The sequence below is a fragment of the Amycolatopsis sp. A133 genome (assembly GCF_031082405.1).
Classification (GTDB): domain Bacteria; phylum Actinomycetota; class Actinomycetes; order Mycobacteriales; family Pseudonocardiaceae; genus Amycolatopsis.
Genome location: NZ_JAVHJU010000025.1, coordinates 21,258 through 45,100 on the forward strand (window position 1 = coordinate 21,258; position 23,843 = coordinate 45,100).

27 protein-coding genes are annotated in these 23,843 nt (G+C 71.4%); 14 read left to right on the forward strand and 13 right to left on the reverse strand.

Annotation, left to right across the window (positions count from 1 at the left end):
• Positions 1 to 68 precede the first annotated feature (68 nt).
• The 3 genes from Q5425_RS18780 to Q5425_RS18790 are packed head-to-tail and all read left to right on the forward strand — an operon-like array spanning position 69 to position 2,853.
• On the forward strand, positions 69 to 1,445 hold the full coding sequence (locus tag Q5425_RS18780) for an amidase (protein WP_308673552.1): 1,377 nt from the start codon (positions 69 to 71) through the stop codon (positions 1,443 to 1,445).
• Positions 1,412 to 1,987, forward strand: coding sequence for a TetR family transcriptional regulator (locus tag Q5425_RS18785; protein WP_308673553.1), 576 nt, complete (start codon positions 1,412 to 1,414; stop codon positions 1,985 to 1,987). Before Q5425_RS18780 ends, Q5425_RS18785 begins: the two co-directional genes overlap by 34 nt.
• Positions 1,987 to 2,853, forward strand: coding sequence for an oxygenase MpaB family protein (locus Q5425_RS18790; RefSeq protein WP_308673554.1), 867 nt, complete (start codon positions 1,987 to 1,989; stop codon positions 2,851 to 2,853). Before Q5425_RS18785 ends, Q5425_RS18790 begins: the two co-directional genes overlap by 1 nt.
• Before the next feature lie 85 nt (positions 2,854 to 2,938).
• On the opposite strand, the gene Q5425_RS18795 is transcribed toward Q5425_RS18790, so the two are convergent.
• The gene (locus tag Q5425_RS18795; protein WP_308673555.1) at positions 2,939 to 3,490 is read right to left on the reverse strand and encodes an ABATE domain-containing protein; all 552 of its coding nucleotides are present in this window, start codon (positions 3,488 to 3,490) and stop codon (positions 2,939 to 2,941) included.
• Between the two features lie 53 nt (positions 3,491 to 3,543).
• Between Q5425_RS18795 and Q5425_RS18800 the strand changes: the two genes are divergently transcribed.
• The 5 genes from Q5425_RS18800 (at position 3,544) to Q5425_RS18820 (ending at position 7,969) form a co-directional block, all read left to right on the forward strand.
• Positions 3,544 to 4,398, forward strand: a complete 855-nt coding sequence (locus Q5425_RS18800; RefSeq protein WP_308673556.1) for an alpha/beta hydrolase — start codon at positions 3,544 to 3,546, stop codon at positions 4,396 to 4,398.
• Between the two features lie 95 nt (positions 4,399 to 4,493).
• Positions 4,494 to 5,891: a hypothetical protein gene (locus Q5425_RS18805; RefSeq protein WP_308673557.1), complete on the forward strand. Its 1,398-nt coding sequence runs from the start codon at positions 4,494 to 4,496 to the stop codon at positions 5,889 to 5,891.
• Positions 5,888 to 6,280 carry a FixH family protein gene (locus Q5425_RS18810; protein ID WP_308673558.1) on the forward strand — a complete coding sequence of 131 codons (393 nt, stop codon included), beginning with the start codon at positions 5,888 to 5,890 and terminating at the stop codon, positions 6,278 to 6,280. Before Q5425_RS18805 ends, Q5425_RS18810 begins: the two co-directional genes overlap by 4 nt.
• A gap of 11 nt (positions 6,281 to 6,291) precedes the next feature.
• Entirely contained in the window at positions 6,292 to 7,431 is a 1,140-nt protein-coding gene (locus Q5425_RS18815) for a hypothetical protein (protein WP_308673559.1), read from the forward strand.
• Positions 7,424 to 7,969: a hypothetical protein gene (locus Q5425_RS18820; protein ID WP_308673560.1), complete on the forward strand. Its 546-nt coding sequence runs from the start codon at positions 7,424 to 7,426 to the stop codon at positions 7,967 to 7,969. The genes Q5425_RS18815 and Q5425_RS18820 overlap by 8 nt, the downstream gene beginning before the upstream one ends.
• A gap of 157 nt (positions 7,970 to 8,126) precedes the next feature.
• Here the strand turns inward: Q5425_RS18820 and Q5425_RS18825 are convergent, their stop codons facing one another.
• Entirely contained in the window at positions 8,127 to 8,381 is a 255-nt protein-coding gene (locus Q5425_RS18825) for a DUF397 domain-containing protein (protein WP_308673561.1), read from the reverse strand.
• Positions 8,382 to 8,846: 465 nt separating this feature from the next.
• Between Q5425_RS18825 and Q5425_RS18830 the strand changes: the two genes are divergently transcribed.
• Positions 8,847 to 9,101, forward strand: a complete 255-nt coding sequence (locus Q5425_RS18830) for a hypothetical protein (protein ID WP_308673562.1) — start codon at positions 8,847 to 8,849, stop codon at positions 9,099 to 9,101.
• Between the two features lie 70 nt (positions 9,102 to 9,171).
• On the opposite strand, the gene Q5425_RS18835 is transcribed toward Q5425_RS18830, so the two are convergent.
• The 4 genes from Q5425_RS18835 to Q5425_RS18850 all read right to left on the reverse strand — a co-directional run bounded on the left by Q5425_RS18835 (position 9,172) and on the right by Q5425_RS18850 (position 12,415).
• Positions 9,172 to 9,780 carry a class I SAM-dependent methyltransferase gene (locus tag Q5425_RS18835; RefSeq protein WP_308673563.1) on the reverse strand — a complete coding sequence of 203 codons (609 nt, stop codon included), beginning with the start codon at positions 9,778 to 9,780 and terminating at the stop codon, positions 9,172 to 9,174.
• Entirely contained in the window at positions 9,777 to 10,625 is an 849-nt protein-coding gene (locus Q5425_RS18840; RefSeq protein ID WP_308673564.1) for an SAM-dependent methyltransferase, read from the reverse strand. The genes Q5425_RS18835 and Q5425_RS18840 overlap by 4 nt, the downstream gene beginning before the upstream one ends.
• A complete protein-coding gene (locus Q5425_RS18845; RefSeq protein ID WP_308673951.1) occupies positions 10,597 to 11,448 on the reverse strand; it encodes an SAM-dependent methyltransferase in 852 nt (283 codons plus the stop codon). The genes Q5425_RS18840 and Q5425_RS18845 overlap by 29 nt, the downstream gene beginning before the upstream one ends.
• A 103-nt stretch (positions 11,449 to 11,551) precedes the next feature.
• Positions 11,552 to 12,415, reverse strand: coding sequence for a helix-turn-helix transcriptional regulator (locus Q5425_RS18850; protein ID WP_103354905.1), 864 nt, complete (start codon positions 12,413 to 12,415; stop codon positions 11,552 to 11,554).
• Between the two features lie 235 nt (positions 12,416 to 12,650).
• Here Q5425_RS18850 and Q5425_RS18855 point away from each other — a divergent pair, with 235 nt between their 5' ends.
• The gene (locus Q5425_RS18855; RefSeq protein WP_308673565.1) at positions 12,651 to 13,571 is read left to right on the forward strand and encodes an MBL fold metallo-hydrolase; all 921 of its coding nucleotides are present in this window, start codon (positions 12,651 to 12,653) and stop codon (positions 13,569 to 13,571) included.
• Between the two features lie 85 nt (positions 13,572 to 13,656).
• On the forward strand, positions 13,657 to 15,096 hold the full coding sequence (gene gndA, locus Q5425_RS18860; RefSeq protein ID WP_308673566.1) for an NADP-dependent phosphogluconate dehydrogenase: 1,440 nt from the start codon (positions 13,657 to 13,659) through the stop codon (positions 15,094 to 15,096).
• 134 nt (positions 15,097 to 15,230) lie between these two features.
• Here the strand turns inward: gndA and Q5425_RS18865 are convergent, their stop codons facing one another.
• From Q5425_RS18865 to Q5425_RS18885, 5 genes are read right to left on the reverse strand one after another with little or no spacing between them, the layout of a single operon-like run.
• Entirely contained in the window at positions 15,231 to 15,968 is a 738-nt protein-coding gene (locus tag Q5425_RS18865) for a Clp protease N-terminal domain-containing protein (RefSeq protein WP_308673567.1), read from the reverse strand.
• 32 nt (positions 15,969 to 16,000) lie between these two features.
• Positions 16,001 to 17,221, reverse strand: a complete 1,221-nt coding sequence (locus Q5425_RS18870; protein ID WP_308673568.1) for an FAD-dependent oxidoreductase — start codon at positions 17,219 to 17,221, stop codon at positions 16,001 to 16,003.
• 56 nt (positions 17,222 to 17,277) lie between these two features.
• Positions 17,278 to 18,069: an IclR family transcriptional regulator gene (locus Q5425_RS18875; protein ID WP_308673569.1), complete on the reverse strand. Its 792-nt coding sequence runs from the start codon at positions 18,067 to 18,069 to the stop codon at positions 17,278 to 17,280.
• Positions 18,066 to 18,386, reverse strand: a complete 321-nt coding sequence (locus tag Q5425_RS18880) for an NIPSNAP family protein (RefSeq protein ID WP_308673570.1) — start codon at positions 18,384 to 18,386, stop codon at positions 18,066 to 18,068. The genes Q5425_RS18875 and Q5425_RS18880 overlap by 4 nt, the downstream gene beginning before the upstream one ends.
• Positions 18,386 to 19,525, reverse strand: coding sequence for a 5-methyltetrahydropteroyltriglutamate--homocysteine S-methyltransferase (locus Q5425_RS18885; protein ID WP_308673571.1), 1,140 nt, complete (start codon positions 19,523 to 19,525; stop codon positions 18,386 to 18,388). The genes Q5425_RS18880 and Q5425_RS18885 overlap by 1 nt, the downstream gene beginning before the upstream one ends.
• Before the next feature lie 82 nt (positions 19,526 to 19,607).
• Here Q5425_RS18885 and Q5425_RS18890 point away from each other — a divergent pair, with 82 nt between their 5' ends.
• Entirely contained in the window at positions 19,608 to 20,939 is a 1,332-nt protein-coding gene (locus tag Q5425_RS18890; RefSeq protein ID WP_308673572.1) for a nucleobase:cation symporter-2 family protein, read from the forward strand.
• On the opposite strand, the gene Q5425_RS18895 is transcribed toward Q5425_RS18890, so the two are convergent.
• Positions 20,926 to 21,465: a TetR/AcrR family transcriptional regulator gene (locus Q5425_RS18895; protein ID WP_308673573.1), complete on the reverse strand. Its 540-nt coding sequence runs from the start codon at positions 21,463 to 21,465 to the stop codon at positions 20,926 to 20,928. The genes Q5425_RS18890 and Q5425_RS18895 overlap by 14 nt on opposite strands.
• An 82-nt stretch (positions 21,466 to 21,547) precedes the next feature.
• Between Q5425_RS18895 and Q5425_RS18900 the strand changes: the two genes are divergently transcribed.
• Together Q5425_RS18900 and Q5425_RS18905 are read left to right on the forward strand one after the other, a co-directional pair.
• Positions 21,548 to 22,753, forward strand: a complete 1,206-nt coding sequence (locus Q5425_RS18900) for an alkaline phosphatase (protein ID WP_308673574.1) — start codon at positions 21,548 to 21,550, stop codon at positions 22,751 to 22,753.
• Between the two features lie 53 nt (positions 22,754 to 22,806).
• On the forward strand, positions 22,807 to 23,253 hold the full coding sequence (locus tag Q5425_RS18905) for a pyridoxamine 5'-phosphate oxidase family protein (RefSeq protein WP_308673575.1): 447 nt from the start codon (positions 22,807 to 22,809) through the stop codon (positions 23,251 to 23,253).
• On the opposite strand, the gene Q5425_RS18910 is transcribed toward Q5425_RS18905, so the two are convergent.
• The gene (locus tag Q5425_RS18910; protein ID WP_308673576.1) at positions 23,254 to 23,793 is read right to left on the reverse strand and encodes a hypothetical protein; all 540 of its coding nucleotides are present in this window, start codon (positions 23,791 to 23,793) and stop codon (positions 23,254 to 23,256) included.
• Positions 23,794 to 23,843: the final 50 nt, after the last annotated feature.

Here is a 23,843-nt window from a genome sequence, read left to right on the forward strand (position 1 = left end):
GGGGCTGGTCGGCCGCCGCCGGATCCGGTAACGTTCGTTCGAACGAACGAGAACCTTCGGGGGCCGCCATGACCGCTACGAGCCTCGACTTCACGGGCCTCGCCGCCCAGGCCGCGCAGCTCGCCGCGGGTGAGGTCACCTCCGCCGAGCTCACCGCGGCGGCGCTCGGGCGCGCGCACGCGAGCCAGCCCACGCTCAACGCCTTCCGCCACCTGCGTGACGACGAGGCACGCGCCGAAGCCGAAGCGGCCGACCGGCGCCTCGAAGCCGGGAACCGGGCGCCGCTGCTGGGCGTGCCGGTCGCGATCAAGGACGACGTCGACCTCGCCGGCCTGCCCACGGCGTTCGGCTGCTCCGGCGAGTTCCCGTGCGCGACGGCCGACGCGCCCGCCGTCGCGCTGCTGCGTGAAGCCGGCGCGGTGATCATCGGCAAGACGAACACCCCCGAGCTGGGCCAGTGGCCGTTCACCGAGGGCCCGGCCTTCGGCGTGACGCGCAACCCGTGGCACCCCGGCCACACCCCCGGGGGTTCTTCGGGCGGGAGCGCGGCCGCGGTGGCGTCGGGGGTCGTCGCGGCCGCGCTCGGGTCCGACGGCGCCGGCTCGGTGCGCATCCCGGCCGCGTGGACCGGGCTGGTCGGCATCAAGACCCAGCGCGGCCGGATCCCCACCGGCGGCGAGCTGTTCCACGGCCTGACCGTGCTCGGCCCGCTGGCCCGCACGGTCGAAGACGCCGCTCTGCTGCTCGACGCCGTCGCCGGGACCCCCGGCTCGTTCCGCGCGGCCGCCGCCCGCGAGCCCGGGAAGCTGCGGATCGGGCTGTCCACGCGGATCCCGTTCACCGCCACCAAGACCCGGCTCGACCCGGTCGTCGAAGCGAACGTGCGGCGGCTCGCCGGCTCCCTCGCCGGGCTGGGCCACGAGATCGTCGAGGTCGAACCGGACTACGGGCTGATCGGGCTGACGTTCCTGCCGCGCTCGCTCACCGGCGTCCGCGACTGGACGCTGCGGGTGCCCGACCGGGCCGGGCTCGACCCGCGCACGCGCAGCAACGCCGGCCACGGCCGGCTGCTCGCCGGGCCCGCGCTGCGGCTCGCCCGCGCCCTCGAGCCGGGTCTGCACCGGCGGATCGGCTCGGTGTTCGGCCGCATCGACGTGCTGCTCACCCCGACCACCGCCACCCCGCCGCCGCCGATCGGCACGTTCGACGGGCTGTCCGGCTGGGAGACCGACCAGGCCATGATCGCCGCCTGCCCGTACGCTTGGCCGTGGAACGTGCTGGGCTGGCCGGGGGTCAACGTCCCGGCCGGGCAGACGGCGGACGGGCTGCCGCTCGGCGCGCAGCTGCTCGGCCCGTCGCACGCCGAGGAGCGGCTGATCTCCCTCGCCGCGCAACTGGAAGAGGTCGAACGGTGGCCGGAGCGGCATCCCGCGACAAGCTGGTGAGCACCCGGGAGGCCATCCTGCGCGGCGCGCTGACCGTCGTCGGCGAACACGGCGTCGGCGGGCTGACGAACCGCCGGATCGTGGCCGCCGCCGGGATTTCGCTCGGTACGCTGACCTACCACTTCCCTAGCCAGACCGCGTTGCTGCGCGAAGCGATGCTGCTGTTCGTCGAAGACGAAACCGCAAAACTCGGCGCGATCGTCGACGGCTACCGCGCGGACGGCCTGAGCGTCGAGCAGGCGGCCTCGGTCGTCGAGCACGTGATCGCGCAGCTGCCGTTCGGCGCCGACGAACTCGGCGCGCACGAGCTGTACCTCCAGTCGGCCCGCGATCCCGAGCTGCACGAAGCTTCTTCGCGCTGCTTCGCGGCGTACGACGAACTGGCCGTGACGATCCTCGAAGCCCTGGGCGTGCCGGAGCCGCGACGGCTGGCCGGGCCGGTGGTGGCGCTGATCGCCGGGCTGCAGCTGCGGCGGCTGGCCACCGGCGAGACGGACACCCCGGTGGCCGAGCCGTTGATGATGCTGCTCCGCGGAGCCTGATGGCGCGGGCGGTCGTCCGCGGCACGGCGGCGTGGAAGTACTTCGGCGACTTCCGCGACGCGCTCTTGGCCGAACAGGTGCTGGTGCTGCAGGTGGCGCACCCGGTCGTCGCGGCGGGCGTGCGGGATCACTCGGACTACACGTCGGATCCCTGGACGCGGCTGATGCGGACGGTCGCCTCGCTGTCGATCTACGTCTACGGCGGGGTGGCCGGCGCGCGCGTGGAAGCCGCGCGGTTGCGGTCGTTGCACCGGACGTTCACCGGCGTCTCGGACGGACGTCGTTACAGTGCACTGGATCCGGCGGCGTACGCGTGGGTGCACGCGACGTTGGTGAAGGCTCCTGTTGACGCGCAACGGTTTTTCGGCGTGCCGCTGTCTGCTTCGGAGCTCGAGGAGTACTACGCGCAGATGCGCGACATCGGGCGGCTGCTGGGTGTGCGGGACCGTGATCTGCCGCCGGACTGGGCGGCGTTCGAGCGCTACTACGACGGGATGGTCGCGGGTTTCGGCGCGAACGCGGCGATCGACACGCTCTTCGAGACGATCCGGACGGTGCGGAAACCGGTGAAGTGGCTGCCGGATGCGTGGTGGCGGGGGTTGCAGCGGGGACAGCTGTTCTTGATCCGGGCCACCTTGCCGCCTGCACTGCGGGAGCTGCTCGGTCTACAGTGGACGAAAGCGGACCAGCGCCGGTTCGAGCGGTTCGCGGCCTGGGTGCGGGCGGTGAGCAGGCCGGTTCCGGCCGCGGTGCGGACCGCGCCCATGCGGTGGACCGGGAAGCTCAACGTGTGGCTCCGGGCGCACCCGCGGGTGTATCGAGCGTTGATCCGCCGCGACGGGCCGGGCGCGAAGCCGAACCTCTGACGGCGATCTCGCGTGTCCGGAAAGGCATCACGCGTGTCTGGAGGGGCATCACGCGTGATTGGAGGGGCATCACGGGCTGAGTCGGTCAGTCTCGGCTGTTCGTGCGGGCGTAGTGGGCCCGGGCTTTTGCGCGGTTTCCGCACCGGGCCATCGAGCACCACTGGCGGTTGCGGCGGGGTGAGGCGTCGCAGAAGCGCTGGCCGCAGTCGTCCGCCGCGCAGATGCGGACCGCCGCGTCGCTCGTCGCCAGGTCGATCGCGTCCGTCGCCAGTGCCGCGAACGCCGATGCCACCGGATCCTTCGGGGCGGGGACCTCCCGGCGGAGCACGCCGTCCACCAGCGTCAGGCGCGGCGGGGGCGCGGGGGCCGACGCGGCCGCGTTGTTGACCAGTTCGACGTCCATCTCCGACGGCACCTCGGGCGGCAGCAGCACCCGGTCGATCGCCTCCCGCAGCGCCTTCGCCGCCAGGACATTGCCCGCCGTCACCGGCACCGGGCCCGTCGTGAACCCGGCCAGCACCAGCCACTCGGCCAGCGCGTCCGGGCCCGTCAGCAGCTCCACGCCGCCTTCGTGCCTGCTTCGCATCGTGTTGACGAGGTCGAGGCACGGCCGTCCGCCGTCGAAGACCCATTCCATGTCTTCATTCTAACCCTTGAAGACAGTTAGAAGAAGCGCTACCGTCTAACCCCATGAACAGGTTAGACACGCCGGCCACGGTGAACGGCATCCGCATGCACTACGTCCAAGCCGGGGACGGCCCGCCGCTGTTCCTGCTGCACGGCTGGCCGCAGACGTCCCACTGCTGGCACAAGGTCCTGGCGCCGCTCGCCGAGACGCACACCGTGATCGCCCCCGACCTGCGCGGCTACGGCCGCACCGACAAACCGCGGTCCGGCTACGACAAGCGCACGATGGCCGCCGACGTCGCCGCGCTCGCCGACCACCTGGGCTTCCCGAAGGTTGCCGTCGCCGGGCACGACCGCGGCGGCCGCGTCGCCCACCGCTGGGCCCTCGACCGGCCCGACCAGGTCGAACGCCTGGCCGTGCTCGACATCGCGCCGACCCGCGCGATGTGGCAGCGCCTCGACGCCGGCATCGCGAAGGCGTACTGGCACTGGCTCTTCCACCTCCAGCCGGACCTGCCGGAACTGCTGGCCGGCCAGAACATCGCCGCCTACCTCGGCTACTTCTTCGAACGCTGGACCTACCAGCGCCACGCCCTCGACGCCGACGCGCAGGCCGAGTACGTCCGCGCCTTCTCCCAGCCCGGAGCGCTCCGAGCGGGCTTCGACGACTACCGCGCTTCCTTCCCCGACGACGCCGAACTCGACGACGCCGACTTCGAGGCCGGAAAGCGGGTCACCCAGCCACTGCTCGCGCTCTGGGGCGCGAACGGCCTGCTCGGCACGCTCCCCACCCTGGACATCTGGCGGGAGTACGCGACCGACGTCACCGGCGAAGCCCTCGCCGAGTGCGGTCACTTCCTGGCCGAGGAACAGCCCGGCGCCGTGGTCGACCACCTGCGGAAGTTCCTCGGCCCCTGAGGTTCCCGGGGCCCGGGGTCCCCCGAGCCGGGGATCACGGTTCCCTCGCCACCGTGACGCCCGCCACCGGCCGCACTGGCTAGGTTCGGACCACGATGGGGACCAAATCGAAAGCGGCACTGCTGATGCTGCTGGCCGTGCTCGGGATCGCGGCCGGCGGCGGGACCGCGCACGCCGACGGCGCGCCGGGCGGCGCCGACATCCAAGTGGCGCAGACGCTCGGCGCGCGCGAGCTCACCGTGATCATCCGCCGGGTCGACACCACGCCGTCACCACTGCGGGTCGACGTCGTGACGCACCAGGGCACCGCGCCCGGCCCGCTGCACCTGGCCGTCGCGGCCGGCGGGGTCACGACCTCGCGAACCGACGTGGTCCTCGGCGCCACACCGGGCGTCTACGCGGGAAATCTCCAAGTCGACAAACCGGGACCGTGGGAACTCTCGCTGAGCGACGGCACCGGGCCGCCGGCCACGATCCCGTTCGTGGTGCCCGCGCGGGTGGTCCCGCCGTGGGAGAAGGCGACCTACGGCGGGTTCGTCGCCGCGGGCGCGTTCCTGCTGCTCGCCCTGATCGTGGGGGTGCGGGCCAGGCGGACCGCGTTCGCGCTCGTCCCGGCGGCCGGCGTGGTCGCCGCGCTCGCCGTCGCCGTCACCGGGGCGCTGCTGTCGGCGACCACTCCCCCGCTACCGGCGCCCGGGAGCCGGCTGGATCCCACGTTCGACAACGTCACCGATCCGTACGCGAACGCGCCTTTGTCCACAGTGGATTACTCGCGGCCGCCGGTGAACCTCGCCGTCGAAGCCCGGCAGAACAACCTGAACCTGCGGCTCACCGACGGCGCCACCGGCCGCCCGGCCGACGACCTGCTGATCCACGACAACGCGCTCGTGCACCTGGTGCTGGTGTCCCCGTCGGGCCGGCTGAGCCACCTGCACCCGGTGCGCGTCGGCCCCGGCGACTACCGCGTCCGGCTCGCCGATCCGGAAGCGGGGACGTACGCCGTCGCCGCGGAACTCGCCCGGCGCGGGGGCGGGGTCCAGCTCGTCCGATCCACTGTGGACCTCACGGGCGCGGGTGCACCCGCGCCCGAACCACCCGGCGCCGGACCGCGGACGGTCGACGGCACCCCGGTCGAGCTGACGATCGGCCAGGGGACGCCGACCACCATCACCGCGCGCTTCCCCGCCCAGGACCTCCAGCCGTGGCTGGGCATGCTCGGTCACCTGATCATCACCGGGCCGTTCACCGGGCCACCCGGTCCGTCCGCCGCGAAGGCACCCACGTGGGCGCACGTCCACGCGATGATCCCGCCCGTCGCCGGCCAGGCCGACCGTCCCGATGAGACCGTCGCCGCGTACGGCCCGGACGTCAGCTTCACCTACACCTTCGCCGAGCCCGGCCGGTACCGGATCTGGCTGCAGGCCGAACGCGGCTACCGGGTGCTCACCGTCCCCGCCGTGGTCGACGTCCCGGCGGCAGGAGCCGGCCGGTGAAGCGCCCGACGTGGCCGATCGCCCTCGTCGCGCTGGTCGTCGCGGCCGGTGCCGCGTGGCTGTTCTGGGGCGGCGGCGCCGCAAAACCCACCGCTCAGCAGGCGGTTTCGGGTCCGTACACCGTCCAGTTCTCCGCGGAGGAGCCCCGCATCGGCGGGAACACGTTCGCGGTGACGGTGACCGGTCCCGCGCCCGACGCCGTCACGGTCGCGCCGGTCATGGCGCAGATGGGGCACGCGTTCGCGCCGGTGCCCGCCGGGCCGGACGGCCCCGGCCGCTTCCGCGCCACGAACGTCGGGCTGCCGATGCCCGGGCAGTGGGAGATCACCGTTTCCCTGCGCGGCCCCGGCGGGCCCGCGCAGGTCGTCTTTCCCGTGCTGGTCAAGTAGAAGGAGGGGGAATGGATCTCACCGCATCCGGCGTGCGCTCGACGTCGGTGGCAAAACAGGCGCGAACGGGGTTGCTGCCCGCGAACGTCGTGCTCGGCGGGTCGCTGCTGTCACTGGTCGGGCTCACCTGGGACATCCAGTGGCACGACGACGTCGGGCCGGACACGTTCTTCACGCTGCCGCACCTGTTCCTGTACGCGGGCAGCGCGGTCGTCGGCCTGGCGAGCCTCGCCGTCGTCCTGCTGACGACGGCGGCGCGGCGCGCTGGACGCCCGGTCGACCCGCGGATCGGCGGGCGCGTGGTCAACGTGTTCGGCCGGACGTTCGCGGCCCCGCTGGGCTACCTGGTCTCCGGGGTCGGCGCGGCGACGTTCCTGCTGTACGGGCTGTGGGACCAGTGGTGGCACGGGCTCTACGGCTTCGACGCGGTCATCGACTCGCCGCCGCACATCGGGCTGCTGCTGTCCATCACGGTGTCGCTGATCGGCACGACCGCGGTGTTCGCCGCGGCGCGGGAGCACCGGTGGGGCCGGCTCGGCACGCTGGCGTCGCTGACCGTGCTGCTCACGTTCGGGCCGGTGCTGGCGCTCGGGTTGCAGCAGGTGCCGGACGACTACGCCGACGCCATCGCGATCGGGACGTCGATGATGGCGGTGCTGCTGGTCGCCGTCGGCGCCGGGTTCGTCCGCCGTCCGGGCGGAGCCGTCGGCACCGCGGCGCTGGTCGCGGCCGTGCAGGCGGTGTTCTGGTGGTTCTCGCCGTGGGCGGCGCAGGCCTACGCCGACCTGGTCGGCTTGCCGCTGCGGGACGCGGTTTCCGGGGTGCCGGCGATGCCGTCGCTGACGCCGATCGCGCTGCTGCCGGTGGCCGCGCTGATGGAGCTGGTGTACTTCGCCGGACGGCGCCGCGGGTGGCGCGCGGGCCGCGTTTCCGTGGTGGCCGGCGGGATCGCCGGGCTGCTGCTCGGGCTGAGCCTGCCGGTCCAGGGGTTCCTGCTCTACACCGGCGCGCACCTGCCGCCGGCCTGGTACCTGACGACGACCGCCGTGCTCAGCGCGGCGCTGGGGCTGCTCGGCGGGTTCGCCGGGTGGCGGTTCGGCGGGATGCTCTGCCTGCTGGCGCCCAAAAAGGGGGAAACCGCTGATGCGTAAAACGTTGCTCGCCCTGGCTGCCGTTGCCGGGCTGCTGTTCACCACCGCGGGGACAGCGAACGCCTACGAGCCGGTCAACATCGTGCACACCGAACGGGTGCAGGCCGGGCCGTACGGGCTGACCGTCGGGTTCAGCACCTGGCCGCTGAAAGCCATGCAGTCGCTGGACTTCACCTTCATCCCCGACGGCGGGATCGAGGGCAAGTCCGGCACGCTCACCATGGTCAACCCGGAAGGCGGGCAGAACCGGAAGCAGCCGCTGGTCCGGCACCCGCGCAAGCGCGAGGTGTGGGGCCTGGACGTCCGCTCGATGCCGCGGCCGGGCGACTGGACGTTGCGCTTCGCGGTCAACGGCCCCGCCGGGGCCGGCACCGGCGAGCTGCGCGCGCTGCCGGTGCTGGAACAGCCGGGACCGCCGATGGGCGTGAGCTGGGCGATCAGCACGTTGCCGCTCATCGGGCTCGTGGTGCTCGTCGTGGTGGCCTGGCGGCGGACCCGGAGCCGGTTGCGAGGCGGGGAGCTTCCGGCAATCGGGTGAGATTCCGCTCACATCCCGCGCCCGGACGTATCCGTGGCGCCTGCGAAGGCCTCCTTCACCGCAGAGGACGGGGAAGGAGGCCTTCGCCATTTTCTCGACACAGCCGGATGCAGCCGGACGCGGGCGGGTGATCACGATCACCCGCGCGGGGACGGGTTCAGGCGGGCAGGTCGAACTGCCCGGCCTTGACGGCGATCAGGAACGCTTCCCACTCGGCGGTGTCGAACACGAAGACGGGGCTGGTCGCGAGCTTGGTGTCCCGGACGCCGATCAGGCCGTCGGAGCCGAGGTTGACCTCCACGCAGCTGCCGCCGTTGGGCTCACTGGCGAACGACTTCTCCCAGGCGGCCTCTTCGAACAGGGACACGGCCGTGTTCGGATCGTAATCCGCGAACGACGGATAATCCGCCATGGGTCGTACCTCCGAGGATCGATGGGGGGCGCGGTCGCGACCTGGCAGAAGGCACCCGCTCCCGGCTACTCAGTGTCTCAATGGAGCAAGCCACAGGGCCAAGCGGGTGATCAACTAGGTCCGGCCTCGACATGAAGATTATTCCAGGAGTAGGATTAATCGCATCGGCCGGGGCGCTGGCGTCGGTGAATGACTGCCTGCTCGCGGCGGGCGGTCGTCGACGCGGGCCGAAGTGCTGGAACGAGCGAGCGCCGGAACGAAGCAACCCAAGCTGCCGCAGGACCTCATGGGGGAGGATCAGCGTGATCGTCGAGGACAGTGCGCCACCGGGCGCTCTCGCCGCGTACCGGCTCCGCGCCTTCGGGCGGGAGGCCGTCGTGGCCACGACCGGGCTGGTCCGAAGCAGAGGTGTGGAAGCGCTTTCCCGTGCCGAAGCACCGCGACGAGAGCAGGGGGTGTAGACGAATGGCCGTCCGGGTGAACTCGCTCTTCCGCCGCGAGGACGAAAACCACCGTGGCCGCAAGGGGATCGGCAACGAGCTGCGGAACCGCTTCGGTTTCAGCCTGATCCAGGCGCCGCTGCGCAAGACCACAACGTGGGCGACCGACCAGGATCTCCCGCTGCGGCGCCACTCCGACGGCGTCCGCACGACCCGGCCGCTGGAGGCCGCGATCGACCTGGCGCCGTTGATGCGCGGCCGCATCGGCTCGCGCGCCTGACGCCTGAACTGCCGTACCACCACAAAGAGCCCCGGTTCCCTGACGGAACCGGGGCTCTCGCTGTGGGGGGCTACGGTTTCCGGAGCAGCAGGCTGCCGTGCCGCAGCGGCCGCTCCCCCGCACCCGGTTCCCGGTACACCCGCCCCACCTCGGCGAATCCCGCCGCGGCCGCGATCCCCGCCAAATCGTCCAGCGGCCAGCAGTAGGCCGTCGTGACCTTGTGGTCGAACGACGTCAGCGGGCCGCCCCGGGATTCGAAGCACCCCAACAGAACGTGACCGCCGGGTGCCAACGTTCGGGCGAATTCGGCGAAGTACCCCGGTACCTCCGCGGGCGGCGTGTGGATCATCGAGTACCAGGACAGGATCCCGGCGAGCGACGCGTCCGGCGCTTCCAAGGCCGCCATCGAGCCCACTTCGAACCGCAGATCCGGCTGGGCGGCCTTGGCGAGCGAGATCATCGCCGGCGACAGGTCGACGCCGAACGCGTCCAGCCCCAGCGAACGCAGGTGCGCCGTGAGGTGGCCGGGACCGCAGCCCAGGTCGGCGACCGGGCCGCGGCCGCGCACGGAATCGGCGAACGCCGTCCACACCGCCCGTTCCAGCGGGTGGTCGTCCCAGACCTCGCGGGCGAATTCGGCGTACTGGACGGCGACCGCGTCGTAGGCGGCCGCCGTCACGGCTTGCGGCCCAGGCCGCAGAGGTGGCCGACGAACGACGGGTCGTTCGCGAGCTTCTTCGTGGCCCGGGACTCGATTTCCTCCGGGTGCCACTCCGGCAGGAAGACGATGCCCGGCTCGACCAGCTCCAGCCCCTCGAAGAACGACGTGAACTCCGCCCGGGTGCGCAGGTGCAGCGGCGTGCTGGACTGGTTGTACTGCTTCATGATCGTCTCGCGGCTGTCCGCGTCGGCCATCTCCTGCAGGCCGTCGCTGGTCAGGTGCGAGGACAGGAAGTACGAGCCGGACGGCAGCAGCGACAGGTACTTCCGGATGGTCTGGGCCACCGGCTCGTCGGCGCCGAGGAAGTACAGGACGCCGACCATGATCAAGCCGATCGGGCGGTTCGGGTCGAGGACACCGGTGTCGAGCGCGCGCTTCCAGATGTCGGCCGGGTCGCGCAGGTCGCCCTGCAGCACCGCGTGCCGGTCCGCGACGCCCTCCTGCTCCAGCAGGATCTGCGAGTGGGCGACGGCGACCGGTTCGTTGTCGACGTACACGCACCGCGCGTCCGGGTTCACCTCCGTCGCGACCTCGTGCACGTTCCCGACCGTCGGAACGCCGGAGCCGAGGTCGAGGAACTGGTCGATGCCGTTGCGCGCCAGGTACCGAACGCCGCGGCCGAGGAAGTCGCGGCCGGCGCGCGCGACGGTCTTGATCATCGGGAACGTCTTGACCGCCTGCTCGCCGAACTGCCGGTCGATGGCCCAGTTGGCGTCGCCGCCGAGGAACCAGTCGTAGATGCGGGCCGCGTTCGGCCGGTCCAGGTCCACGCCTTCAGGGGCTTCGGGGTCCTGCGTCGTCATTGCGTCCTCCAGGCTTGCGGCCGACACCGCCGACCACGCTCGCGAGGGGGACCGTGGCGGCGCCGGGCTCGGGGCGCCACTCTCCCACAGGCACGATCCCGGGCTCGATGACGTCGAAGGTACCGAAGAAGGCGGCGATCTCGTCGAGCGACCGGGATACCGCGGGCGAGCTCGACCGCTCCGACAGCTTCACGAGCTTCCGGATCTGCTCCAGCTCTTCGCCTTCGACGCCGGACTCGGTGGCGTGCGAGAGGACGTACGCCGACCCGGGCGCCAGGAGCTTCCGGTAGTCGCGGATGGCTTCGCGGACACCGGTGACGTCCGGCAGGAAGTGCAGCACCGCCACGGTCAGCAGGCAGATCGGCCGGTCCGGGTCGAGCACTCCGGTGGCCAGCGCGGCTTCCCAGACCTCTTCGGCGTCACGCAGGTCGGCGTGCAGCACGGCGTGGCGCTCGGGGTCGCCCGCTTCCTCGAGCAGCATCCGCCCGTGCGCGACGGCCACGGGCTCGTTGTCGACGTAGACGCACCGGCTGTCGTCGACGTGGTCGTCGGCCACCTCGTGCACGTTGCCCGCGGTCGGGATGCCGGAGCCGAGGTCGAGGAACTGCGTGATGCCTTGCGCGAGGCAGTAGCGCACCGCCCGGCCGAGGAAGGCGCGGTTGCTCCGCGCGAGGGTTTTCGCCAGCGGGAACGCTTGCACCGCCTGCTCGCCGTACTGCCGGTCGATCGCCCAGTTCGCGGAGCCCCCGAGGGCCCAGTCGTAGATGCGCGCGATGTTCGGCCGGTCGAGGTCGACGGCGTCGGGGAGGAAGTCGGGGTCCACGATCTCCCCTTCGGGCGGCACTTCCGGTGGTGGAATCAGGCGCAACAGAGCGACTCTACCGAAAGTTGTTCACCACTTGGGACACCTGACAGGACCATTCGCCCTATTGGAGCTGCTGCATCTGGGCGCGGTAACCCTCCGCGAGCTCCTTGAGGAACTGCCGGGTCTCCTGGCGCTCCAGCGCGGCTCCGCGGAGCCGGTCCCACGAGTCGACGAAGATGTTGAAGTCCTTGACGTCGTCGAGGTAGAGCCCGCCGGCGGAGTGCTCGATGTAGACGAAGTCCCGGGTGCGGTCCGGGAACCGCATGATCGTGAAGTCGTTGGGCACCGCGGCCAGCCGCGCGCCGAACGGCAGTACGTGCACGTAGACCCGCGGGTGCTTCTCGAGCGAGAGCAGGTGCTCGACCTGGTCGAGCATCACCGCGGGCGCGTACCCGCCCGGTGCCCGGCGCAGCGCGCCTTCGCTGATGATGAAGCGGTAGTACGGCGGCTGCTGCTGCTCGAACACCGCCTTGCGGTCGAGGCGGTTGCGGACCAGGGACGTCACGTCCGTGGCGCCGAACTCGGTGAACTGCTTGAGCATGTAGTGCTCGGACTGCAGCGGGCCCGGGATGCGCTCGCCGTGCCAGGTGAGGATCTCGGCGGCCGCGGGCTCCAGGTCGGTGAAGGTGCGGAACCAGTGCGGCACCACCGAGCGGTAGCCGGACCAGTGGCCGCGCTGCCCGGCGGCGGCCCGCGCCAGGTTCATCAGCGTGTCGGCTTCTTCTCCGTTGATCCCGAACGCGTTCAGCATCGATCGCACATCCCCGAGCTTCACCCCGACGGCACCGGACTCGATCTTGTTGACCTTGCCCTGGGTGCAGCCGAGGACCTCGGCGACCTGTTGCTGTGTCATCCGCGCCGCGGTGCGGGCATGCCGGAGCTCGTTCCCGAGCTGCTTCCGGCGCGAGGTGACGGTGCTGGCCATCGCCCTGCTCTCCCGGACCACTACCAAGCAACGGCGGCCACCGGCCGCCGTCGCACGCGAACTATCGAACCCACCCAGGTTAGTGCTTCACCTTGCGGATCTCGATGATGACACCGCGCAGCGTTCCAGGAAACGCCGCGGAACGCCAGTCACCTGCGCTATCACTCGCCTGGACCAGCGAAATTCCGAATTATTCCGCCAACCGGCGGAGCCCGGTGTGGGGCATAGTGGCCCCGTGACCGATCGTTCCCCCTCCGCCGCCGCCGTCACCCGGCTGGCCGACCAGGTCCACGGCTACGTCCAGCCGGACGGCTCCTGGTACATCAACAACTGCGGCTTCGTCGACGCCGGCGACCACACCGTGCTGATCGACACCTGCTCGACCGAGCGCCGCACGCGCGCGCTGCTCGCCGCGGTCGAAGGGACCACCAGCAGCCCGGTGACGACCCTGGTCAACACCCACCACCACGGCGACCACACCAACGGCAACTACCTCGTCACGAGCGCGGCCGTGGTCGGTCACCGCAAGACCCGCGAGCTGATGGCCGCCGAGGGCATCCAGACGTTCGAGGGCATCTTCGTCGGCAGCGACTGGGGTGAGCTGCGGTCGCGGCCGCCGGAGATCGTCTTCGACGACCGGCTCACGCTGTACGCCGGGGACGTCGAGATCCGGCTGATCCACCCCGGCCACGCCGCCCACACGACCAACGACGTCCTGGTCTGGTTGCCGGGGCAGCGCGTGCTCTACGCCGGTGACCTGGTGTTCAACGGCGGCAGCCCGTTCGCGCTGATGGGCTCGGTGGCCGGGTGGCGCAAGGGCCTCGACGTCATCCGGGAACTGTCTCCCGAAGTGATCTTGCCTGGTCACGGCGGCCCGTGCGGGTTGGACGTCGTGGACAAAGTGGACGAATACCTCGCCTTCGTCCAGAAGACGGCCGAGCGCGGTAAGGCCGCCGGGCTGTCCCCGCTGGAGCTGGCGAAGGAGACGGACTTGGGCGACTTCTCGGAGCTGTCCGAGCAGGAGCGGCTGCCGGGCAACCTGCACCGCGCGTACGCCGAGCTCGACGGCGCCGAGTGGGGCGCGCAGATCGACCTCGTCGCGGCCATCACGGACATGCTCGCCTACAACAAGGGCCCGATCCGCTGCTTCTCCTGAACTAGGTGAGCTGCTCCTCCGTGGCCTCCCTTGAGGCGTCGATCGGACTACTGTCTGAATCGAGAGAGACTTCGGAAGGATTCGGATGAGCAAGAAGGCGAGCATCGGGGTCACCGGCCTGGCGGTCATGGGCCGCAACCTGGCCCGCAACCTGGCCCGGCACGGGCACACGGTGGCCCTGCACAACCGGTCCGAGGAGCGGACCCGCGCGCTGGTGGAGCAGTTCGGCGACGAAGGCGACTTCATCCCGGCGTACTCCGCGCAGGCGTTCGTCGACGCGCTGGAGCGGCCGCGGCAGGTCGTGATCATGGTCAAGGCGGGCGGCCCGACGGACGCCGTCATCGAGGAGTTCGCGCCGCTGCTCGAAGAGGGCGACGTGATCATCGACGCCGGCAACGCGCACTTCGCCGACACGCGCCGCCGCGAGAAGGCGCTGCGCGAGCGCGGGCTGCACTTCGTCGGCAGCGGCGTCTCCGGTGGCGAGGAAGGCGCGCTGCACGGGCCGAGCATCATGCCCGGCGGCTCGAAGGAGTCGTACGAGTCGCTCGGCCCGCTGTTCGAGGACATCTCGGCGAAGGTCGACGGCGAGCCGTGCTGCACGCACATCGGCGCCGACGGCGCCGGCCACTTCGTCAAGATGGTGCACAACGGCATCGAGTACGCCGACATGCAGCTGATCGCGGAGTCGTTCGACCTGCTCCGGCACGCGGGCGGATACGCACCGGCCGAGATCGCCGACGTGTTCCGCACGTGGAACACCGGGCGGCTCGACTCCTACCTGATCGAGATCACCGCCGAGGTGCTGGCCCACGTCGACCAGACGTCCGGCAAGCCCTTCGTCGACGTCGTCGAGGACGCCGCCGAGCAGAAGGGCACCGGCCGCTGGACCGTGCAGATCGGCCTCGACCTCGGGGTCCCGATCTCGGGCATCGCCGAAGCCGTCTTCGCGCGTTCGCTGTCCGGGTCGAAGTCGCTGCGCGCGGCGGCCCGCGGGCTCGGCGGCCCTTCGGCGGCGCCGCTGTCGGGTTCGTCGCTGGAGCGCTTCGCCGACGACGTCGAGCAGGCGCTGTACGCGTCGAAGGTGGTCGCGTACGCGCAGGGCTTCAACCAGATCCAGGCCGGCGCCACGGAGTACGGCTGGGACATCGACCTCGGCAAGGTCGCCTCGATCTGGCGTGGCGGCTGCATCATCCGCGCGAAGTTCCTGAACGACATCACCACGGCCTACGCCGACGAGCCGGAGCTGCCGACGCTGCTCACCTCGGGCGGCTTCCGCAAGGCGGTCGAGGACGCGCAGGACTCGTGGCGTTCGGTGCTCTCGACGGCGGTCAAGCTCGGCATCCCGACGCCGGGCTTCTCGACGGCGCTGGCGTACTACGACGGCCTCCGCGCCGACCGGCTGCCGGCCGCGCTGGTGCAGGGCCAGCGGGACTTCTTCGGGGCCCACACCTACCGGCGGGTGGACCGCGAAGGCTCGTTCCACACGGCCTGGGCCGCCGACGGCCGCCCGGAGTCCGACGCCTGATCCGCTGATTTCGGTACGGTCCTCCGCACGCGCGTGCGGAGGGCCGTTCCGCGGCAGGGAAGACCCCCTGGTCCTTCCCGGTCAGAGCAGCGTCACCAGGAGCAGCGCGAGAAGCGCGGCGGCCAGCAGGAGTCTCACTGCCCCCGGGCGGCGAGGATCTCCGCCAGCACCTCCAGGATCTTCGCCTCGGCCTTGTCCTTCTTGACGCCCAGTCCGTCGAGCACCTCGAAGCCGGAGCCCTCGCCCTGCTCCAGCAGGGCCAGGAGCATGTGCTCGGTGCCGATGTAGTTGTGCCCGAGCCGCAGCCCCTCGCGCATGGTCAGCTCGAGCGCCTTCTTCGCGCCGGCGGAGAACGGCACCACGTTGGGGGCGGGGTCCACCGCTTCCGGCAACCGCGCTTCGGCGGCCTCGCGGACGGCGTCGAGCTGCACCCCCTGGGCCAGGATCGCCCCGGCCGCGAGCGCCGCCGGCTCGGTGAGCAGGCCCAGCACGATGTGCACGGTGTCGATCTCCGGGCTGGCGTGCTCGGCGGCCGCCTTCTGCGCCTCCACCACGACGTGCCGGGCCCGGTCGGTGTAGCGGCCGTAGACGCGTTCGATCGAGCCGGCCGGGTCCCCGGCCGGCTCCACCTTCGGCACGAACCGCTTCTGCGCGGCCTGTTTGGTGACGCCCATGCTCTTGCCGATCTCGGTCCACGACGCGCCCGAGCGCCGGGCTTGGTCGACGAAGTGGCCGATCAGGTGGTCGGCCACTTCACCGAGGTGTTCGCCCACGTAGACGGCGTCGGTCAGCTGGGCGAGGGCGTCCTGGTCGTTGTTGCTCTTGATCGCGCTGATGAGGTCGTCGAGTTTGACGTTGGCAGGTAGGTCCATGCCGTCAACTGTAGGTTGACGTAACCTAGTCGTCAACCACGAGTTGACGCTGACTTGAGGTAGGCCCTCAAGTCGAACTCGCTCACCTCGAGGTCGGCGTACGCGGGCTTCGGTTCGGCGGTGAAAAGGCGGCGCGCGGCGATGTGGTCGGCGGGCCGGTTCACCGACTCGACGGCGATGAGGACGTCGTCGCGGAAGGACAGCACCGAAAACTTCCCCTCGGCCGGGTCGCCCGCGACCACCGACCGGTCCGCGCCCGACAGGATTCCGGCGATCTGCAGCTTCGCGCCCGCCTGGTCGGTCCAGAACCACGGCAGGCTGGCGTACGGCTCCTCGGTGCCGGTGATCGCCGCGGCCACACAACGGGCCTGGTCGACGGCGTTCTGCACGGACTCCAGCCGGGTTTCGACCCCGGCCTGCACGCACGGGAAGTTGGCGCAGTCGCCGATGGCGAAGATCCGTTCGTCTGCCGTCCGCAGGTGCGCGTCGACGACGACGCCGTTGCGCACCGGGAGCCCGGCGGCCTCGGCGAGCGTGGTCTCGGGCACCACCCCGACGGCGACGACGACCAGGTCGGCGGGCAGCCGGGTGCCGTCGGTCAGCTCGACCTCGCGGACGCGCTCGTCGCCGTGCATGGCCGCAACACCCCGGCCGAGCAGGACCGTGTGCCCGGCGGTGCGGTGCAGGCCGGCGAAGTAGGCGGAGATCTCCGGCGTCGCGACCCGGTTGAGCAGCCGGTCCTGCGCCTCGACGATCGTCACCGGGCGGCCGGCGTGCGAGGCGAACTCCAGCCCGATGAACCCGCCGCCGGCCACGACGACGTGCTCGGCCTGCGCGAGGGATTCACGGAGCCGGTCGGCGTCGTCGCGGGTGCGCAGGGTCAGCACGCCGGGCAGGCCGGCACCCGGCACGGGCAGCGTCCGGTTGCGGGCGCCGGTGGCCAGGACGAGGAAGTCGTAGTCCAGCTCGCGGCCGTCTTCGAGCGTGACCCGGCGCGCCGCGCGGTCGATGGTTCCGACGCGGGCCTCGACCAGCTCGATGTCCTTCTCGGCGAAGAAGTCCGCACCGCGCAGGTGCAACTGGTCGAGCCCGGCCGTCCCGGCCAGGTAGGCCTTCGACAGCGGCGGCCGCTGGTACGGCACGCCCGGCTCGTCCCCGACCAGCACGACGCGGCCGCCGAAGCCCCGGTCCCGCAGCGAAGCCACGGCCTGGAACCCGCTCTGACCAGCACCGACGACGAGAACGGTGGTCATTCCTGCTCCTCACCCCATCCGGCAACCTCGACCTCATCCGACCACAACGGGGTCGGTCAGTCGAGGCGCGGTCCGCCGGACGGCCGCGGGGCCCGCGGCGCGCCCAGCACCCGCGAAATGCCCCGCGCGGCCGCCCGCACCGCCGGGACCAGCGTCCGCGGGTCGGTCCCTTCCGCCGGGACGACCACCGAGATCGCGGCCACGACGTCGTCCGTGGCGTCGCGGACCGGGGCCGCCACCGACAGGGCGATCAGCTCGATCTGCCCGTCGCTGATCGCGTACCCGTCCCGCCGGACGTCGGCCAGCACCCGCCGCAGCTGCGCGGACGAGCCGATCGTCTTCGGCGTGAACGTCTTGAGCGGGCCGGCCAGGACTTCCTCCTGGGCCTCGGCCGGGGCGTGCGCGAGGAGGACCTGGCCGACACCGGTGGCGTGCGCGGGCAGCCGCCCGCCGACGCGGGTCAGGACGTTGACCGCGCCCCGGCCGGAGATGCGTTCGACGTAAACAACCTCCGTCCCGTCGAGCACGGCGAGCTGCACGTTCTGGTGGGTGGCCTCGTAGAGGTCTTCGAGGAACGGCATCGCGCTCTCCCGCAGCTCAGCGCCGTGCGGCGCGAGGGAGGCGACTTCCCACAGCCACAGCCCGACGCGGTAGGCGCCGGTTTCGTCGCGCACGAGCGCGCCGCGCCGGGTGAGCTCGCCGGCGAGCCGGTGCGTGGTCGACAACGGCAACCCGGCCCGCCGGCTGAGCTCGGACAGCGTCAGCCGCGGCCGTTCGGCCGTGAAGGAGCCCAGCAGATCAAGGACCCGATCCACCACCGACGGCGGCCGCTGCGCGCTGTGTCTCACCCTTCTTCGTCGTCCGGCAGCAGCGGGCGCATGAAGGTGCGCCGGTACCGCACCACGCAGCCGCTCTCCTCGCGGATCTTGTCGGCCTCGATGAAGTCCGGGTCGACGCCGAACAGCGTCCGGTAACGCTCGTACGCGGCCAGGCTTTCGAAGCTGAACAGCGCCCGGGCCTCGTCGCTCGCCCCTTCCGACGGCAGGAAGTAGCCGTGGTGGATGCCGCCTTCCCGCTGCACCAGCCGCATCCAGGCCGCGGCGAAGCGCTCGAAGTCGGGGAGTTTCGCGGGGTCGATGACGTAGTCGACGACGCACGTGATCATCAGTGGCCGCCCCAGACGCGGTCGGCCGTCGCGACGATCAGTTCCAGCTTCCGCAGCTGGTCGTCCGGGGTCAGGTCGTTGCCCTCCTCGGTCGAGGAGAAGCCGCACTGCGGCGACAGGCAGAGCTGGTCGACGTCGACGTACCGCGAAGCCTCCTCGATCCGCCGCACCAGGACGTCCGGGTCCTCCAGCTCCGCCCGCTTGGTCGTGACCAGGCCGAGCACCACCTTCTTGTCCTTCGGCACGAACCGCAGCGGCTCGAAGCCGCCGGAGCGTTCGTCGTCGAACTCCAGGAAGAACCCGTCGACGGCCAGCTCGCCGAACAGCGCTTCGGCGACGAATTCGTAGCTCCCCGAAGCGACCCACGACGACCGGAAGTTGCCGCGGCACAGGTGGGTCGTCACCGTGAGGTCCTCGGGACGGCCTTCGAGCGCCGCGTTCATCGTCGCGATGTTGCGCAGGTGCTGGGTGTCCGGGTCGCCGCCCATCCGCGCGACGAGCTCCCGCTGCGCCGGGTCGTTCAGGTAGGCCAGGCTGGTGTCGTCGAGCTGCAGGTACCGGCAGCCGAGGTCGTGCACCGCGGTGACCTGCTGCTTGTAGGCCGCGCTGAGGTCGGCGAAGAACTCCTCGAGGTCCGGGTAGACGGTCTCGCTGACCGCGGCCCGGCCGCCGCGGTAGTAGACCATGCTCGGCGAGGGGATGGTCAGCTTCGGCGTCACGCCCGGGTCCACATGGGACTGCAGGAACCGGAAGTGGTCGGCGAAGATCGGCTCGTCGAGCCGCACCTTGCCGTCGACCTGCAGCCCGGGCGGGCTGAACTCGAGGTCGCCCGCCAGGTTGTGGAACTTGACGTGCAGCCGCTCGTCGCTCTTCGAGATGCCGCCGAGCGAGTAGATGAAGTCCATGTGCCACGAGCCGCGCCGGAATTCGCCGTCGGTCGCCGAGCTCAGCCCGGCCGCCCGTTGCATCTTGATCACGTCGCGGATCGCGTCGTCCTCGACCGCGCGGAGCTGCTCCGCGCCGATCTCACCGCTTTCGTGCCGCCTTCGTGCGTCGCGCAGCACCGGGGGCCGCAGCAGGCTCCCCACGTGATCGGCGCGAAACGGCGGGCCCACCTGGGAAATGCCACCCGAAGTCATGCACCGATGGTCACACATTCCCGGCTTTCGCGCCGCCCCCCGAACCATGATCATCACGGCCGGGGCTTGCTACCGTCCGCTCATGACGGAATCCGCGGTCCACCCGGTCGACCGGCGCCTGCCCGCCGGCCGGCTGGCCCTGCTCGGCCTCCAGCACATGTCGATCATGTACGCCGGTTCGGTCGCGGTGCCGCTGATCGTCGGCAGCGCGCTCAAGCTCGACCCGGCGACGATCGGGCTGCTGGTCAACGCCGATCTGCTGGTCGCGGGCATCGCGACGCTGATACAGGCCGTGGGCATCGGGAAGCTGCTCGGCATCCGGCTGCCGGTGGTGGCCGGCGCGACGTTCACCGTCGTCAACCCGATGATCCTCATCGCCGCCCAGTACGGCTTGCCCGCGGTCTACGGCGCGATGCTCGTGTCCGGCGTGTTCGGGCTGCTCATCGCGAAGCCGTTCGCGAAGCTGATCCGGTTCTTCCCGCCGCTGGTCACGGGAACGCTGCTGCTGGTCATCGGCGTCTCCCTGCTCGGCCCGGGTGCGGCGATGATCGCCGGCCACGACAGCACGGCACCGGACTACGCGGCGCCGTCGCACCTCGGGCTGGCGTTCGGCGTGCTCGCGCTGCTCGTGCTCTTCACCCGCGTGCTGCGCGGGTTCGCCAACCAGATCGGGCCGCTGCTGGCGCTGGCGATCGGGCTGGTCGTCGCGATCCCGATGGGGCTGGTGCACTGGGACGGCCTGCGCGCGGCCGGCTGGTTCGGGCTGGCGTCGCCGTTCCACTTCGGCGCGCCGACGTTCCCGGTCGCCGCGATCCTGTCGATGTGCGTGGTGATGCTGGTGACGTTCACCGAGTCCACCGCCGACATGATCGCCGTCGGCGAGATCACCGGGCGGCCGCCGACCGACGCCGACCTCGCGCGCGGGCTGGCCACCGACGGCGTCTCGGCCGTGCTCGGCGGGGTGCTGAACTCCTTCCCCGACACGGCGTTCGCGCAGAACGTCGGCCTGGTGCGGATGACCGGCGTGCGCAGCCGCTGGGTGGTCGCGGTGACCGGCGGGATCCTGGTGGTGATGGGGCTGGTGCCGAAGATCGGCGCGTTCATCGCCGCCATCCCGGAACCGGTGATCGGCGGGGTCGCCGTCGTGATGTTCGCGATGGTCGCCGCGGTGGGCGCCCAGAACCTCCGGACGGTCGAGTTTTCCGGCAACCACAACACCTTCGTCGTCGCGGTGGCCCTCGGCGTCGGCCTGCTGCCGGCGTTCGCGCCGGACTTCTTCAAGCACTTCCCGGCCTGGTTGCAGACCATCTGCGGCAGCTCGATCACGGTCGCGGCGGTGCTGGCGTTCGTGCTGAACCTGCTGTTCAACCACCTCGGCCGGCGCCGCGAGCCGGACCTGCTCAACGCGCCTTGAGCAACCGGTCGACGAGTTGCGCCCCGGTGCCCGGCTCGACCGGGCGCCGGAACAGCACGCGCAGGTAGAGCGGGGCCAGGACGAAGTCGAGCACCTCGTCGACCGACGGTGCCGGCTCGCCGCGCGCCTCGGCCCGGTCGAGGGCGGCCTGCAGGTCGTCCCCGCGGGCTTGGAGGTACTCGAGCGGCTTCTCGTCCGGGCTCAGGGTGGCGACGAGCGCGCGGAGCAGGATCTGGCCGTGCCGGTCGCGCATCGCGCGTTCGACACCCTCGGCCCAGCCGAGCAGGTCGCCGTGCAGCGAACCGGTGTCCGGGATCGGCGAGGTCGCGCGCAGGCGCGTCACCGCCGCGTCGAGCAGCAGCGCGTCGCGGCTGCCCCAGCGCCGGTAGATGCTGGTCGGGTTCACCCCCGCCCGCTCGGCGATCTTCGGGATCGCCGCGTCGATCTCCCCGGCGGCGAGCAGTTCGACGGCGGCGTCGTGCACCGCGTCGCGGACGCGGGCGCTGCGGCCACCGGGTCGGGTCATGGGCTCATCCTAGGAGCCACGACCTCGCCTTTCCCGGCGTCCTATGTTAGGAAAGTTTCCTAACTATTCTTCGGGAGGCGTGATGCGGTCAGGGGTTCTTGTGGCGGCGCTGGTCCTGTTCGGCAGCGGGGTGGCGGCGTCGGCGGCCGAACCGGTGGCGGCCCACGCGCGCAACGTCATCTACATCCAGGGCGACGGCATGGGCCTCGGCCAGCGCGAGCTGATCCGCCTTGCGACCCTCGGCAGGCACGGCGACCTGGCGATGAACCGGCTGCCGGTGACCGGTCTCGTGCACACCGACCCGGAGGACCCGGACGAGGTCGTCACCGACTCCGCCGCCGCGGCCACCGCGCTGGCGACCGGGCACAAGACCCGCAACGGCGCCGTCGGCGTCGACCCGAGCGGGCGTCCGCTGCAAACGGTGCTGGAGCAAGCGAAACGCGCGGGCAAGTCCACCGGCCTGGTCACGACGGCGCAGGTCACCGGGGCTTCCCCGGCCGCGTTCGCCGCCCACGTCCCGAGCCGTGACCTCCAAAGCGACATCGCCCGGCAGTACGTCGCCGACAGCCGGCCCGACGTCCTGCTCGGCGGCGGCGAGGACTGGTGGTTCCCGAAGGGCCGGCCCGGCGCCTGGCCCGACAAGCCCGGCGAGGAAAGCCGGAGCACGCACGGAAACCTCGTCGCCCAGGCCCAGCGCACCGGCTACACCTACGTCCGCAACGCCCAGGAGCTCCGGCAGACGCGGGCGCCGCGGATCCTCGGCCTGTTCGCCAACGAGGACATGGTCGACTACGGGCCGGACGGCGCCGGGAAGTACGCACCGAGCGTCCCGCTGGTCCAGATGGCGAAGAAGGCACTGGACACCCTGTCGGCCAACCCGCGCGGGTTCTTCCTCTTCCTCGAAGAAGAAGGCATCGACGGCATGTCCCACGAGAACAACGCGCACGCGGTCATCGACGCGGGCCGCGCGCTCGACGCGACGATCGCCGAGGTGCTGCGGTTCACCCGCGCGCACCCGGACACGCTGGTGATCATCGGCGGCGACCACGAGACCGGCGGGCTGAGCATCGAGAACGCCGACGGGCCGAACGAGGGGAACGAGGACGGGCCGTTCCCGGTGCCGGGATCGAACCTGCAGTTCAAGGTGGACTGGACGACCGGCGACCACACCGGCGCCGCCACCCCGGTCACGGCGAGCGGACCGGGGTCCGGTGCACTCGGGCGCGCCCTCGACAACACCGGCGTTTACCACGCGATGGTCCAAGCGGCCCACCTTAAAGCCAACTGATTTGCCTTAGCTGTACTCTTAAGGCAAATCGACTTGCCTTAAGGAGCTGGACTATGGCCCGGAAGATGACCAAGGAAGAGCGCGAAGCGTTCCTCGCCGAGCCGCACGTCGGCGTGCTCAGCGTTGCGGCCGAACCCGGACGGGCGCCGCTGACCACGCCGATCTGGTACCGCTACGAGCCGGGCGGCGACGTCGTCGTGATGACGTCGCCCGGCTTGCGCAAGGCCCGGCTGATCGAGGCGGCCGGCCGGTTCGCGCTGTGCGTCCAGCAGCAGGACGGCGTCTACAAGTACGTCTCGGTCGAGGGCCCGGTGGTGGAGTCGTGGCCGATGACGAAGGCGCAGCGGCACGAGATGGCGGCCCGGTACCTGCCGGCGGGGGTGAGCGAGGCCTACACCGACGCGACCGAGGAAGCCCACGGCAGCAACATCGCCATCGTGATGCGGCCGGAGCGCTGGAACACCTCGGACTTCAGCGACCTCGCGGAGCAGCTGGCCTGATCACCAGCAGATGATCCCCAGGATGCACGAGGGCTGGGGTCGCGGTGTGGAGGTCGGGGCCGGCGGGTTGCCGGCGGACGGCGGTGGTTTCCCCGTCGGCGTCGTCGTCGGGGAACCCGTGGTCGACGGGTCGGAGCCGGCCGACGTGGCGGGCGGCGTCGCGGTTCCGGTGCTGCTGCTTTCCGTCGCCGGGTCGCGGCCGGGCACCTCGGTGACGGTGCCGCGGTGCTCGCCCGACGCCGTGACGACTTCGCCGCCGGTGCCGCCGCCGATCCCGCCGTCGGGCGGGGAATCGGTGGCCTGGTCGGCACCGCCCAGGCCGGTGGTGCGCTGCGGGAAGGGGATGACCTGGATCTGGTCGACCGGGGAGGCGTCCTGGCGTTCCTTGCCGCCGAGGGCGACCAGGGCCGCGGCGGCGCCGCAGCCCACGATGACGGCGAGCATCACCGCGACCACGCGCCAGCGCGACTGGCCCGGTCCCGGACGGTCGCCCCAGCCCTCGCGCACGAGCAGCTCGGCGACCGATACCTCGTCGTTCACCCCGACAGACCTTCCCGAGAGGCCTTTCGGCCGACATCGTGGGCCGTATT

Bases quoted from the DNA above. Each gene is read 5' to 3' on its own strand.
- Q5425_RS18890 (WP_308673572.1), top strand. From the start codon at position 19,608: ATGACGGAATCCGCGGTCCACCCGGTCGACCGGCGCCTGCCCGCCGGC.
- Q5425_RS18795 (WP_308673555.1), bottom strand. From the start codon at position 3,490: ATGGAATGGGTCTTCGACGGCGGACGGCCGTGCCTCGACCTCGTCAAC.
- Q5425_RS18885 (WP_308673571.1), bottom strand. From the start codon at position 19,525: ATGACTTCGGGTGGCATTTCCCAGGTGGGCCCGCCGTTTCGCGCCGAT.
- Q5425_RS18825 (WP_308673561.1), bottom strand. From the start codon at position 8,381: ATGGCGGATTATCCGTCGTTCGCGGATTACGATCCGAACACGGCCGTG.
- Q5425_RS18850 (WP_103354905.1), bottom strand. From the start codon at position 12,415: ATGGCCAGCACCGTCACCTCGCGCCGGAAGCAGCTCGGGAACGAGCTC.
- Q5425_RS18880 (WP_308673570.1), bottom strand. From the start codon at position 18,386: ATGATCACGTGCGTCGTCGACTACGTCATCGACCCCGCGAAACTCCCC.
- Q5425_RS18805 (WP_308673557.1), top strand. From the start codon at position 4,494: ATGGGGACCAAATCGAAAGCGGCACTGCTGATGCTGCTGGCCGTGCTC.
- Q5425_RS18900 (WP_308673574.1), top strand. From the start codon at position 21,548: ATGCGGTCAGGGGTTCTTGTGGCGGCGCTGGTCCTGTTCGGCAGCGGG.
- Q5425_RS18815 (WP_308673559.1), top strand. From the start codon at position 6,292: ATGGATCTCACCGCATCCGGCGTGCGCTCGACGTCGGTGGCAAAACAG.
- Q5425_RS18820 (WP_308673560.1), top strand. From the start codon at position 7,424: ATGCGTAAAACGTTGCTCGCCCTGGCTGCCGTTGCCGGGCTGCTGTTC.
- Q5425_RS18905 (WP_308673575.1), top strand. From the start codon at position 22,807: ATGGCCCGGAAGATGACCAAGGAAGAGCGCGAAGCGTTCCTCGCCGAG.
- Q5425_RS18840 (WP_308673564.1), bottom strand. From the start codon at position 10,625: ATGACGACGCAGGACCCCGAAGCCCCTGAAGGCGTGGACCTGGACCGG.
- Q5425_RS18780 (WP_308673552.1), top strand. From the start codon at position 69: ATGACCGCTACGAGCCTCGACTTCACGGGCCTCGCCGCCCAGGCCGCG.
- Q5425_RS18830 (WP_308673562.1), top strand. From the start codon at position 8,847: ATGGCCGTCCGGGTGAACTCGCTCTTCCGCCGCGAGGACGAAAACCAC.
- Q5425_RS18790 (WP_308673554.1), top strand. From the start codon at position 1,987: ATGGCGCGGGCGGTCGTCCGCGGCACGGCGGCGTGGAAGTACTTCGGC.
- Q5425_RS18800 (WP_308673556.1), top strand. From the start codon at position 3,544: ATGAACAGGTTAGACACGCCGGCCACGGTGAACGGCATCCGCATGCAC.
- gndA (WP_308673566.1), top strand. From the start codon at position 13,657: ATGAGCAAGAAGGCGAGCATCGGGGTCACCGGCCTGGCGGTCATGGGC.
- Q5425_RS18865 (WP_308673567.1), bottom strand. From the start codon at position 15,968: ATGGACCTACCTGCCAACGTCAAACTCGACGACCTCATCAGCGCGATC.
- Q5425_RS18895 (WP_308673573.1), bottom strand. From the start codon at position 21,465: ATGACCCGACCCGGTGGCCGCAGCGCCCGCGTCCGCGACGCGGTGCAC.
- Q5425_RS18870 (WP_308673568.1), bottom strand. From the start codon at position 17,221: ATGACCACCGTTCTCGTCGTCGGTGCTGGTCAGAGCGGGTTCCAGGCC.